Below are 12386 nucleotides of genomic sequence, written 5' to 3'. Positions count from 1 at the left end.
TATAAGGAGAGGATATATAAATGCGAATTCAATTTACTGTAACCGATGAAGAACTTGAAATCTTAACTAAAAAAGCAATAGAGGGAGGTTTCCCAAGCGTTACTGAATATTGTAAGTGTAGCAGTTTACAAGAAAATACAAGCTATGCTGACCTATATACTACCTTATTAAACAAAATTAGCTCTTTACCGAAGGGCAAAGAATTTGTTTTAAGAGAGTTAATCGCAACACCTCCGGCATTGATTGGTAGATGGTTTTATGAAAATGTAAATAAGGGACTTGTAAAAAATGTGGAACACATCGGAAAAGCTGAAGGTGGAGTAGAAAAATATAAAAGAATTTAGATAATGTTGGAGGTGCATTTCATGGCAGAAGAAAATAAAGAGATAGTTATTGTGGATAATAAAACTATACAAGAAAAAATATATCTTATTCGTGGGCAAAAAGTAATGCTTGATTCAGATTTAGCCGAAATATATGGGTATGAAACTAAAAACTTTAATAGACAGGTGAAAAACAACGCAGAAAAATTTGAAGGTGAAGACTTCATGTTCCAATTAACGGACGAAGAAATGGTAGAACTTTCAAGGTGCAAAAATTTCACCTTGAACAGAGGTACTGGTAGAGGAAGTAATATTAAATACAATCCTTATGCCTTTACAGAACAAGGTATTTATATGCTGATGACTGTATTAAGAGGTGAACTTGCTGTTAAGCAAAGCAGAGCTTTAGTTAGAACATTTAAGCAAATGAAAGATTTTATCATTGAAAACCAAGATTTTATCGGTTCAAAAGAATTAGTTCAAATAGCAGTACAGACAAATCAAAATACAAAGGATATAGCTGAAATAAAATTGCAAATGGCTACAAAAGAAGATTTGAAAAAGGTTATGGATAATTTTATAGATCCAGACACTTACAAGCATTTCCTTTTAATGAATGGAGATAAGATTGAAGCAGATGTTGCTTATACAAAAATATATAAGTCTGCAAAGGAAAGCATTTATGTTATAGATAACTATATAGGTTTGAAAACCTTGGAATTATTAAGGGCTGCAAAAGACAATATTGAGGTTATAGTATTTAGCGACAATGTGAAAAACAAGGATATGCTTACAAAAAATATCCTAAACGATTTTAGAAAAGATTACCCTAATATCAATCTTAAGATGAAAGTTGCAGGGAAAAAATATCACGATAGGTATATTGCTATTGACTATGGAACAGAAAATGAAGCCTTTTATCTTTGCGGAGCTTCATCAAAAGATGCAGGAAATAAAATATCAAGCATTACAAAGATAGAGGAATCTTCCAAGGATATGTATCATATGATGTTTGGCGGAATGCTGAACAATAAGGATTTGAAACTTTAATATGTAAATGCTAAAGCGTTATTCAATGAATAGCTATAAGACTTGCGAAAGGCGGTAGAAATAAAACTCTATCGTCTTTTTTAATTGCAACTAATAGGAGGAAAATAATATGAATAAAAACAGAAATGAACATAATACAGGAACAAAGACTATAAAGAAGATTGGAAAAGTAACTTATGAGGTTATTGTCCATTTTAATGAAAATGCGACTGAAACCATGCAAGATAAATTGAAAAGGATAATGCTTAGAGAAATGGAGCGAGAAAAAGATAAAAAACCTCATAAAAATGATTAGAAAGTCCTTGACAAGTTGTTACAGGAAAAACAGCAAAATCTATTCTTATATCATGCGGAGCAAGACTTGCTCCCTTTGATATTGGGGAGCTAAGAAATTTAATGGAATATGATGAAATGGGCCTAGATACCATAGGAGATAAAAAGACAGCACTTTTTATCATCATATCAGACACTGATGATACCTTTAACTTTGTGGTGGCAATGATGTATACCCAGCTTTTCAATTTGCTTTGTGATAAAGCAGATGACGAATATGGAGGAAGATTACCCGTTCATGTAAGATGTTTACTTGATGAATTTAGCAACATCGGGCAGATACCAAAATTTGAAAAACTCATTGCAACCATTCGTTCTAGAGAAATATCCGCAAGTATTATCCTTCAAGCTAAATCACAACTTAAAGCCATTTACAAAGACCATGCTGAAACGATTCAGGGGAATTGTGATAGTGAGTTATTTTTAGGTGGAAAAGAAGGAACAACAATAAAGGAGCTGTCGGAGAACTTGGGAAAAGAAACCATAGACCTTTACAATACATCAGAAACAAGGTCTAATCAAAAATCTTTTGGACTAAACTATCAAAAACTCGGCAAAGAACTGATGAGTAGAGATGAACTTAAAATAATGGATGGTGGAAAGTGTATCTTGGAAATAAGAGGGGCAAGACCTTTTTATTCTGATAAATTTGACATTACCAAGCACAAGAATTATAGACTTTTATCCGACTACAATGATAAAAATACCTTTGATATAGAAAGATACTTAAAGAGAAAAGATGAAGTAAATTTAAAAGAAAATATGGTGGTAACAGTGTTGGAAGCTGATGTGTAAATCTTCTTAGTGACTTTTGTTCAAAATGAGCAGAAGTTATTTTTAGTTTATTACAAAAAAGGAGTCCTTGAAATATGAGAAATTTCAAAAAGAGTAGAAGTCCTCCAATTGTTATGTATAGATTGGAGGTAAAAGATGTAATTTTATAGTGATGATGCCAACAATATGGCATTGTAAAAATAGAAAAGGGGTGGTGCAAAGTAAGAGAAATAACACTTGGAAGTTTATTTGATGGAATAGGAGTATTTCCTTTAGCAGCAGAAAATGTAGGGATAAAAACAGTATGGGCAAGTGAAATTGATAAAAATGCAATATCTATATCTAAAAGACACTTTCCTGATGTAGAGCATTTAGGAGATATAACAAAATTAAAGGCAAGAGATATAGAGTCGGTGGATATAATAACCTTTGGTTCTCCCTGTCAAAATTTTTCAACAGTTGGGGATTTAACAGGACTTAGTGGAGAGAAATCATCTCTTTTCTATCAAGCGATACGCTTGATAAGAGAAATGAGGTGTGTAACAAATGGGAGTTATCTAACTTTCGCTATTTGGGAGAACGTCATGGGAGCTTTTGTATCAGGAGATCGGTTGGATTTTAGAGCCGTCCTTGAATCCTTCAGTAGCACCAAAATTCCAATGCCTACACTTAAATGGGCAAATGCAGGAATGGTGCGAGGGAGAGAATTTGAGCATAGCCTACGAGTCTTGGACGCCCAATATTTCGGAGAGCCTAAGCTCCTTCAAAGAAGAAAGAGAATATTTATTGTCTGTGATTTTGGAGGATTTCGTTCCCATAAAATACTATATAAGCCCGAAAACTTGCTCAAAGATATTAAAACTATCGGAAATATCGAAGATAAGGATACCAAGTCCAATCGAAGAAATTCTGATAAAACAGGGAGGGAAATACCAAACATCAGACCCTTTCAAGATAGAAAAATGCGAGGAGGTGCAAAAGGAAGAAATGAAACTCTTTTTAGAAACAGCTTCGGAAAGCCAAATGAACCTTTTCCAACTCTATTAGCATCCAATCCAACGATGTTTGCGTATTGGATAGACGGAAAAGAAGAAGAGGGATTTATTAGATATTTAACACCGATAGAGTGTGAAAGGCTGATGGGACTGCCGGATAACTACACAAAATATGGAGAAGACGGAAAAATTATATTAGACAGTGCGAGGTATAAAGCACTTGGAAATGCGATTGCCTTACCTTGTGTAGAGTATATTATGGCAGGGATAAAAGAAGAACTTCTAACTTTTGCCCAAAATGAACAGAAGTTAGAATAAATAAAAGACAAAATTTAAAATGAGAAAAATATAGATAAGACCATGACAATATAGAAAAGTTGTGGTCTTTTTTTGTTAAATTAAAAGAAATGAAAATGGAGGATTTATATGCAAAAAGAAATGCTTAATATCAATGGAAATTTAATTAATGAAGTAGAGATGAAAACCATTCAGGGAAAAGACAAAGAAGTAACAGTTGCAAACTTTACGCTCTTTAGAAAAATGGGCAAGGAAGGAGAAAAAAAGAAAGAATATATCAATTGTAATGTTTACGGAGAAAAGACGGAACTTACAAAGGAATTTGAAAAAGGAGATTTTATCCATGTATACGGATATTACAAAGAAGTTCAAAAAGAGGATAAAACCTACAAAAACTTTATTGTAAGGCATGTCAATAAAATCGACAAAGAAATGGAAAAGAAAAAAGAACAGGAAGAAAACAAGGAGGAATAAATTATGGATTTTTTTGTACAAGCAGTAAATGTGCTTAAAATTTTGGTTATGGCAATCGGAGCAGGACTTGGTGCATGGGGAGTTATCAACTTACTCGAAGGATATGGATCGGATAATCCCGGGGCAAAATCGCAAGGCATCAAGCAATTGATGAGCGGTGGAGGAATTGTTTTGATAGGGCTAAAACTCATTCCACTACTTGCTAACGTCTTGAAATAATGTTTGACTTATTTGGAAAGATAGAAGAGTTTTTCAAGGATATTATGATTGATATTATTAAAGATAATCTTTCTGCAATGCTTGTGGATATTAATGACAAAGTAGGAACAGTTGCAGGAGAAGTAGGAAAGACTCCGGGTTCTTGGAACTCGGAGGTCTTTACCTTCATCAAATCAATCAACACAAATGTTGTTTTGCCCATAGCAGCCATAATTCTAGCCGCAATACTTTGTATAGAGCTGATTCAAGTGGTGCTGAGAAAAAATTCTATGCAAGATACGGATACCTTTGAATTTTTTAAGTATATCATCAAGATGTGGATAGCTATATGGTTTGTTTCTCACGCTTTTGATTTTTCAATGGCAGTCTTTGATGTTGCACAGTCCATGATAGGAAAGGCGGCAGGTGTTGTGGGAACAAGTGCCAACATCACACCTGGTAATTTTGATGCTATGGTTGATGCCCTAAAAACAAAGGAACTTGGAACACTCATTGGAATTGCACTGGAGACGGGATTAGTTAAATTTTCTTTAACTGTTATTTCTATTTTAATCACTGTAATTCTATATGGAAGAATGATTGAAATATATATTTACTGTTCTGTTTGTGCAATACCATTTTCTACAATGGGAAATAAGGAATGGTCAAATATTGGAACAAACTATATTAAATCTTTATTTGCACTTGGACTTCAAGGACTCTTTATCCTAATCTTTTTTGGAATTTATGCAGTTCTGGTCAAAACGGTAAACTTTACGGATATTCACGCAAGTATTTTACAGGTATTGGCATATGGAGTGATTCTTGGAGTCATGATGATGAAATCGGGAAGTATCGCAAAGGCGATTTTAAATAGCCACTAAATAACTTCAGTTCAAAATGAGCAAAAGTGAATAAGATAGTTAAAAAATATAATTATTGGAGGTAATAAATGAAAAAAGTGAATAAGAAAATAGGAATATTGATAGGAACAGGTTTGATTCTTTCTATGGGGACAATGATGAAAGTACTAATAGAAAATAGAGCGAAAAAGTTATCCGATTTTGAAGAAGATGATTTTTACTTTGATTTTGATGAGACAGAAAAAGAGTCTTGTATTATGGATGAATTTGATACAGAAAATACAAAAGATAATGTAAAAAAAGAAGAGAGAGGCTCTTTAGAGGATGAGTATTTAGAATATGAATTAAAGACAGAAGAAGAAAAACAAGATGAATTTAGAGGTTTATCAGTAGAGGTAATGAATCTTGTTTTAAAAGAAGTGATTTTAATGAGTGAAAACGTGAATGCAGTAAAAAAAGATATTGACAGAATAGGTGAAGCTAAAGCATTGGTTAAAGAATTAGAAAATTGTAAAGAAGAAATTATTGCACTTTGGGAGCATATAGAAGCACTTTCAAATATCAAAGAAAAAGTAGATAGAGGGTAGGCTATGGCATATGTAAAAGTACCAAAGGATTTGACGAAAGTAAAAACTAAAGTCGCTCTTAATCTTACCAAAAGACAGCTTATAGGCTTTAGTATAGCAGGACTTATCGGATTTCCTGTGTATATGCTTTGTAAAAAATTTTTCAGTGTAGATATATCAATGATAGTTATGAGTATAGCGGTGCTTCCGGTTCTTTTTGCAACACTATATGAAAAAGATAATTTGCCTTTTGAAAAACATTTGGCATATATCTTAAGATTTCACAAGAGCAAAAAAATCAGGCTATACAAGGCGAAAAGTATCTACCATACGGATAAGAAAAAACAGCATATAGGAAGTAAAAACAAAACAAATGGAAGGAGGAAAAAGAGTGAACAAAAACAATCGAAAAAAGCAAGAGCAACGACTAAGAAAAGATGAGATAGAGCTAAAGAAAAATAAAAAAGAGTTATCTGAACTTAAAAAATCAGGGAAGAAAAAAACAAAGTCAAAAACAAATGGGAAATCATCAAAGAAAGATAGGTGGTTTCCTTTTTTGATGAAACAAGAAAAGAAAGAAACGGTACAAGATACAATTCCCTACAAACGAATGCTAAAAGACGGAATTTGTCAAATTGATAAGAATAGTTATAACAAAACCATTCGATTTTTGGACATTAACTATAGACTTATGGAAGAAGCAGACCAAGAGGGAATATTTTCGGAGTTTTCTTCTTTTCTAAATTTCTTTGATTCCTCTGTGGAAGTAGAATTTAGTTATATCAATAGTATCGGTGAAAATGAGGAAATCAGTAGACTGATTGATATTAAAGAAAATATGGATGATTTTAATGAAATTAGAAATGAATATAGACAAATGCTCTTAAGTCAAAGTTCCAAAGGAAACAATGGGCTTTCTAAAAGTATGTATCTTACCTTTACCATAGAGGCGGAGGATTTAAAGCAGGCAAAGAGTAGGTTAGAGAGAATGGAGATGGATGTGCTAAATAATTTTAAGCAGATGGGAGTAAAAGCCTATGTACTTGACGGTGAGGAAAGACTTAAAACAATTCATGATATTTTAAATCCGAATGACAAACTGGTCTTTTCCTTTGAAGATTTAAAATATAGCGGACTGACAACCAAAGAGTACATTGTTCCTCCATCTTTTAATTTTTCCAAGCCAACCTATTTTAAAACCGGAGAGGTCTTTGCTGAAGTAAATTTCTTACAACTTTTGGCATCGGATATTAAAGATGAGATGTTATCCGAGTTTTTAGAGATGGAAGAGAATATGATTGTAACATTTCATATTAAGGCGATTGATCAGATGGAAGCTATTAAAAATGTGAAAAGAAAAATTACGGATTTAGACAAGATGAAATTAGAAGAAAATAAGAAAGCAATTCGTAGTGGCTATGATATCGACATCTTACCAAGCGACCTTGTAACTTATGGGGCAGAAGCAAAGAATCTCTTATCGGAACTACAAAATCATGATGAAAAGATGTTTTTGGTAACTATACTTTTTATGAACACCAACAAAAGTAAGGGGAAACTAGATAATACGGTATTTGCATTAAAGTCAATTGCAAATAGACATAATTGCAGTTTGAAAAATCTAAATTACAGACAGGAACAGGGACTTGTTGCAAGTTTACCTCTTGGGATAAATGAAGTGGAAATCGAAAGAGGACTTACCACAAGTGCAGCAGCTATATTTATTCCATTTACAACGGAAGAACTCTTTATCAAGGGAGAGAGCTTATATTACGGACTAAATGCACTGAGCAGAAATATCATTATGGCAGATCGAAAGAAACTAAAAAATCCAAATGGTCTAATTTTAGGAACACCGGGTTCTGGTAAATCTTTTGCAGCCAAAAGGGAAATCACCAATGCCTTTTTAATTACGGATGATGACATTATCATAGCAGACCCGGAAGCTGAATATGCACCACTCGTAGAGGCTCTAAAAGGACAGGTTATTAAAATATCTCCGATTTCAAAAGACTATGTCAATCCGCTGGACATCAATATTGACTATGCGGATGAAGATAATCCTTTGTCCTTAAAATCAGACTTCATACTATCTCTATTTGAACTCGTTGTAGGAGAAAAAAAGTTAAGTGCGGAAGAAATCTCCGTTATTGACCGTTGTTTGCCAATTTTATATAAAGCCTACTTTGAAAATCCAATTCCTGAAAATATGCCGATATTGGAAGATTTATATAATCTTCTTCAAAAACAGGAAGAAACCGTAGGAAAGAAACTTGCAGTAGAGATGGAGATTTATGTAAAGGGAAGTTTAAATGTCTTTAATCATAGAACGAATGTAGATACAAGTAACAGAGTGGTTTGTTATGACATCAAAGAGCTTGGAAAACAGCTTAAAAAGATAGGGATGCTCGTGGTGCAGGATCAGGTATGGAACAGAGTAACCATAAACAGAGCAAGCAAAAAAGCGACAAGATACTATGTTGATGAATTTCATCTTTTGTTGAAAGAACCGCAAACAGCCAATTATTCCATTGAAATTTGGAAGCGTTTTAGAAAATGGGGCGGTATGCCGACAGGCTTAACTCAAAATATAAAGGACTTACTTGCAAGTCCTGAAATTGAAAATATATTTGACAATACCGACTTTATTTTGATGCTTAACCAAGCAGGAACGGATAGAGATATTCTAGCTAAAAAACTCAACATCTCCAAACATCAGCTTTCCTATGTAACCAATTCGGGTGAAGGAGAGGGACTTATCTTTTATGGAAATACGATTGTTCCTTTTATAGACCAGTTTCCGAAAAATACAAAACTCTATTCACTAATCACAACGAAACCTGAAGAAGTAAAAAAGGCAGGTGAATAGGGATGAGTGTAGACAGGAGTAAAGAAGCATTCATAAAAGAAAATACAAATGAAATTATTTGTGGGAATGCACTTGAAACTTTAAGAAAATTTCCAGATGAAAGTATACATTGTGTGATTACCTCCCCGCCCTACTATGGACTGAGAGATTACCACAAGGAAGATCAAATCGGAAGAGAAACTACGGTAGAAGAATATCTTGACAAATTGGTAGCAGTATTTCATGAGGTGAGAAGAGTATTAAAAAAAGACGGCACCTGCTTTGTCGTGATTGGGGATTCTTATGCCGGTTCAGGAGGTGGAAAGGGAAAATATATTGATCCTAAATATCCAAAAGGAAGAAATGGACAAAATCCATCAATTACACAAAAGGTTTCAGGATATAAGTCAAAGGATTTAATGGGTATACCTTGGAGATTGGCTTTTGCTTTAAGAGAGGATGGGTGGTATTTACGTTCTGATATTATTTGGCATAAGGAAAATGCCATGCCTGAGTCTTGTAAGGACAGACCTACTCGTTCTTATGAGCATATTTTTTTACTTTCTAAATCACCAAAATATTATTATGATTATGAACAAATGGCAGAGCCGATGAAAGAAGTTAGCAAAAAAAGATATATGAGAGGAAGAAAGGCAGATAATAAATATTTAAAAGAAAATTCCGGAGCAAAGATACAAAAAATCAATAAAGCAAGAAGATATGGAGAGTATATGGGAGATAATATTCCTCAGTTTCGTAATAAAAGAGATATTTGGACTATAAATACCGTATCTTTTAGAGGGGAACATTATGCTACTTTTCCACCTAAGTTAGCTGAAATTTGTATGATAGCGGGTTGCCCTAAAGGTGGAATAATCCTTGATCCTTTTATTGGAAGTGGAACAGTCGGATTTGTGGCACTTATGCAAGATAGAAAATATATCGGTATAGAATTAAATGAAGAGTATTGCAGGCTTGCAAGGGAAAGAATCGAAAGGGAGGTGAATTCTTTGAATGAAAAAGCAAATGAGATACAAAAAGAGTAGAGAAAAGAATTTTAAAAAGAATACTTCTTTTGATTCAAGTCATCAAAATGTTAGTAGATATGACAATAATCTGTCAGATAATAATTCTATGGTAGATATACAAGAAAATTCCACATTAAAATCTAATGGCATAAGTAGTAAAAAGATGCATAAAAATTTTTACAGTCAAGAAGATAATTCCATGAAAGAAAGTATGAATTTGAGTAAAGATAAGCTGGTATCTAAGAATCAATCAAAGCATTTTATGAGTGGACAATACGAAAAAAATATACGAAACGATGAATTATACCCATTAAGTGATAACGGAGAAAAAGGTCAAACTTTTTCAAGAAAAGAAAATCAGAAGAAAAAAATGCGAAAGCAGATAGATAAGTTTCATAAAGAAAAAGAGGTTTATGATCCATTATCTAAAGACATGGACAACGATGGAGTAATAGATAGGTATGATGTGGATTTTAGGGATAGTAAAGTATCATATCGAACTCTTGCAGATGATGAAAAGTATGATAATAGGCAAAATGATAAGGAAAAAAATTATGATGAATATGTAAAAAATCCAAAATCCAAGAATAAGATATACAAACATTATGCAAAAGATACCTTTTCCAAAGAAAGTCCAAAATCGGAAAATCAAAAGAAATATTTTAAAAGTAATTTTGACAATCAGGAGTTTACAAGAGATAAAGATACGAAAAAGAAGTCATTTCAAGATGTAAAGAATGAGGGAAAAACCAGTGATAAAAGCACATCACAAAAAAGAAAAGGGAAATTTGAAAATAAGGAAAAGAAAATTTCCAAGTTACAGCAAAAAAAGCAAAGACAAGAGCAGAAACTAAAAAATAAGGGAATTGATGGCAAAAGTCAAAGTGCAAAAAGTGCTGTAATGGCAACGGGAATGGTAAAGAGGTATTTGGAAAGCGGAAAAGAAGATAATGCTGGAGTTGAGGGAACGCATAAGGCTGTAGAGAAGATGGAAACCATTTCAAGACATGCTTATCATCGTGGAAAGAAGAAGGTATTAAAGAGACAAAAGAAGATAAATAAACTTGACAAGAGTATTCATAAACAGGAAAAGAAACTCTTCTTTCAAAAAAATATGGAAGAACTAAAAAAGAGTAGTGAGTATCAGAATACTTCAAGATTAAAACAGTTTTTTAAAAGAAGGCAGTATAAAAGGCAGATTCAAAAGAAGTATAAAGATAGCGTAAAAAACAGAATAAAAAAATCCTTTATCGAGAGTAGTAAAAGATTTGCTGAGTTTATAAGAGCCAGAGGTAAAAAGATGGGATTCCTATTACTTATTGTTATAGGAATATTTTTTATGCTTTTTCAATCGGGAACTATGTTGATGAACATGGGAACAGGTATGGTAGGAAATACAATCTCGACTACGTATCTATCATCAGAAGATACACTAAAAGAAATTAATCAGGAATTTTCTTCCTTAGAACAGGAATTACAGGAAGAAATGGATAGTGTCCATGAAAATCATCCGGGTTATGATGAATATATTATAAATGGAAAAGAGAATATTGGTCATAATGTTCATGAACTCTTATCCTACATCACTGCCCGCTTTGGAGTGGTAAAAGAAGTATCCGAAGTAGAAAGCGAACTTCAAAGTTTGTTTCATCAGATGTATACCTTAACCTACAAAGAAGAAATTGAAATCAGATATAGAACTGTTACATCTGAGGACGGTGAAAGTCATGAAGAAGCATATGAGTATAAAAAGCTCATTGTAACCTTGGAAAAAAGAGAGATGGATATAATTATCCGAGAAGTGTTCCACTCTTATCCTGACAATTTATCCCACTATGAAACGCTCCTTGCAAGTAAAGGAAATATGGAACTTGCCTTTGGAAGTGGCAATGGGGATTTATCAGAGATTATCAATAATCCCGATTTTTCAAATCCCGGACTTGAATTTAATGGAGAAAGTGTAAAAGCTATTGTGCATGAGGCGGAAAAACATATCGGAAAAAGATATGTGTTTGGAGCTAATGGACCTAGTAACTTTGACTGTTCAAGTTTTGTATGTTGGACCTATACCCATTCAGGGATAAAAAATATGCCTCGTACTACTGCTTGGAGAATTTATACAGACTATTGCAATCCCGTTTCACCAAGTGAAGCAAAGGCGGGAGATATTATTTTCTTTAAGGGAACATATAATTCAGGATCACCAATTTCTCATGTAGGCATCTATGTAGGTGGGGGTTATATGATTCATGCAGGAGATCCGATTCAGTATGCAAGGATTGATACACCGTACTGGAAACAGCATTTTTACGGATTTGGTAGACCTAAATAGGAGGGAGTACATTGAATAACAAGTATAGAAAAAATATTGAAAAACAAAAAGAAATTGATGAAAAGATAGAAGAATTAAAGTTAAAAAAAGAGATATTAAAAGAAGAGCAGGAAGAAATGGAAAGTGCTTGTATATTAAAAGAATATCGAAGTATTGATATTTCCATTGATGAATTTTTGGAAATGATAAAAAGTTACAAGAAAGATGAATTGAAGGAAAAAAGGAGTATGCAAAAAGCAGAAAATATAGAATATATGGAGGAAAATGATGAAAACCAAATTTAAGATGAATAAGAAATCCAAAGC

The 12386-nt window shown here is 33.2% G+C and carries 13 protein-coding genes and 1 pseudogene; all 14 read left to right on the top strand.

What is annotated here, in order from left to right; genetic code table 11:
- Positions 1 to 20: 20 nt before the first annotated feature.
- Positions 21 to 344 carry a hypothetical protein gene (locus HMPREF1630_RS06495; protein ID WP_004830093.1) on the top strand — a complete coding sequence of 108 codons (324 nt, stop codon included), beginning with the start codon at positions 21 to 23 and terminating at the stop codon, positions 342 to 344.
- A gap of 21 nt (positions 345 to 365) precedes the next feature.
- Positions 366 to 1373 (top strand): ORF6N domain-containing protein, encoded by a 1008-nt coding sequence (locus HMPREF1630_RS06490; protein WP_000797009.1) that lies wholly within the window; start codon positions 366 to 368, stop codon positions 1371 to 1373.
- Positions 1374 to 1482: 109 nt separating this feature from the next.
- On the top strand, positions 1483 to 1668 hold the full coding sequence (locus HMPREF1630_RS06485; protein WP_037328226.1) for a transposon-encoded TnpW family protein: 186 nt from the start codon (positions 1483 to 1485) through the stop codon (positions 1666 to 1668).
- 11 nt (positions 1669 to 1679) lie between these two features.
- Positions 1680 to 2501: pseudogene (locus HMPREF1630_RS06480) on the top strand (VirD4-like conjugal transfer protein, CD1115 family); the annotation flags it as partial.
- A gap of 170 nt (positions 2502 to 2671) precedes the next feature.
- Entirely contained in the window at positions 2672 to 3793 is a 1122-nt protein-coding gene (locus tag HMPREF1630_RS06475; RefSeq protein ID WP_197049877.1) for a DNA cytosine methyltransferase, read from the top strand.
- Positions 3794 to 3901: 108 nt separating this feature from the next.
- Positions 3902 to 4246: a single-stranded DNA-binding protein gene (locus HMPREF1630_RS06470; protein ID WP_037328222.1), complete on the top strand. Its 345-nt coding sequence runs from the start codon at positions 3902 to 3904 to the stop codon at positions 4244 to 4246.
- Positions 4247 to 4249: 3 nt separating this feature from the next.
- Entirely contained in the window at positions 4250 to 4465 is a 216-nt protein-coding gene (locus tag HMPREF1630_RS06465; protein ID WP_035915748.1) for a Maff2 family mobile element protein, read from the top strand.
- Positions 4465 to 5328 carry a VirB6/TrbL-like conjugal transfer protein, CD1112 family gene (locus HMPREF1630_RS06460; protein WP_037328219.1) on the top strand — a complete coding sequence of 288 codons (864 nt, stop codon included), beginning with the start codon at positions 4465 to 4467 and terminating at the stop codon, positions 5326 to 5328. Before HMPREF1630_RS06465 ends, HMPREF1630_RS06460 begins: the two co-directional genes overlap by 1 nt.
- 68 nt (positions 5329 to 5396) lie before the next feature.
- Positions 5397 to 5894, top strand: coding sequence for a hypothetical protein (locus tag HMPREF1630_RS06455; RefSeq protein ID WP_037328218.1), 498 nt, complete (start codon positions 5397 to 5399; stop codon positions 5892 to 5894).
- 3 nt (positions 5895 to 5897) lie between these two features.
- The gene (locus HMPREF1630_RS06450; RefSeq protein ID WP_037328216.1) at positions 5898 to 6314 is read left to right on the top strand and encodes a PrgI family protein; all 417 of its coding nucleotides are present in this window, start codon (positions 5898 to 5900) and stop codon (positions 6312 to 6314) included.
- Positions 6265 to 8742 (top strand): VirB4-like conjugal transfer ATPase, CD1110 family, encoded by a 2478-nt coding sequence (locus HMPREF1630_RS06445; protein WP_037328214.1) that lies wholly within the window; start codon positions 6265 to 6267, stop codon positions 8740 to 8742. The genes HMPREF1630_RS06450 and HMPREF1630_RS06445 overlap by 50 nt, the downstream gene beginning before the upstream one ends.
- A gap of 2 nt (positions 8743 to 8744) precedes the next feature.
- Positions 8745 to 9767 carry a DNA-methyltransferase gene (locus HMPREF1630_RS06440; protein WP_037328213.1) on the top strand — a complete coding sequence of 341 codons (1023 nt, stop codon included), beginning with the start codon at positions 8745 to 8747 and terminating at the stop codon, positions 9765 to 9767.
- The gene (locus HMPREF1630_RS06435) at positions 9736 to 12081 is read left to right on the top strand and encodes a C40 family peptidase (protein WP_197049874.1); all 2346 of its coding nucleotides are present in this window, start codon (positions 9736 to 9738) and stop codon (positions 12079 to 12081) included. Before HMPREF1630_RS06440 ends, HMPREF1630_RS06435 begins: the two co-directional genes overlap by 32 nt.
- A gap of 11 nt (positions 12082 to 12092) precedes the next feature.
- Complete coding sequence (locus HMPREF1630_RS06430; protein ID WP_037328211.1) at positions 12093 to 12365, top strand: hypothetical protein; 273 nt, start codon at positions 12093 to 12095, stop codon at positions 12363 to 12365.
- The last annotated feature ends 21 nt before the right edge of the window (positions 12366 to 12386 follow it).

The organism is Anaerococcus lactolyticus S7-1-13 (assembly GCF_000758765.1).
GTDB classification, from domain to species: domain Bacteria; phylum Bacillota; class Clostridia; order Tissierellales; family Peptoniphilaceae; genus Anaerococcus; species Anaerococcus lactolyticus.
This window is presented reverse-complemented; position numbering and strand designations above follow the sequence as displayed.

Coding starts and splice junctions, on each gene's coding strand:
- HMPREF1630_RS06495 (WP_004830093.1), top strand. CDS start 21: ATGCGAATTCAATTTACTGTAACCGATGAAGAACTTGAAATCTTAACT.
- HMPREF1630_RS06490 (WP_000797009.1), top strand. CDS start 366: ATGGCAGAAGAAAATAAAGAGATAGTTATTGTGGATAATAAAACTATA.
- HMPREF1630_RS06485 (WP_037328226.1), top strand. CDS start 1,483: ATGAATAAAAACAGAAATGAACATAATACAGGAACAAAGACTATAAAG.
- HMPREF1630_RS06470 (WP_037328222.1), top strand. CDS start 3,902: ATGCAAAAAGAAATGCTTAATATCAATGGAAATTTAATTAATGAAGTA.
- HMPREF1630_RS06465 (WP_035915748.1), top strand. CDS start 4,250: ATGGATTTTTTTGTACAAGCAGTAAATGTGCTTAAAATTTTGGTTATG.
- HMPREF1630_RS06460 (WP_037328219.1), top strand. CDS start 4,465: ATGTTTGACTTATTTGGAAAGATAGAAGAGTTTTTCAAGGATATTATG.
- HMPREF1630_RS06455 (WP_037328218.1), top strand. CDS start 5,397: ATGAAAAAAGTGAATAAGAAAATAGGAATATTGATAGGAACAGGTTTG.
- HMPREF1630_RS06450 (WP_037328216.1), top strand. CDS start 5,898: ATGGCATATGTAAAAGTACCAAAGGATTTGACGAAAGTAAAAACTAAA.
- HMPREF1630_RS06440 (WP_037328213.1), top strand. CDS start 8,745: ATGAGTGTAGACAGGAGTAAAGAAGCATTCATAAAAGAAAATACAAAT.
- HMPREF1630_RS06435 (WP_197049874.1), top strand. CDS start 9,736: ATGAAAAAGCAAATGAGATACAAAAAGAGTAGAGAAAAGAATTTTAAA.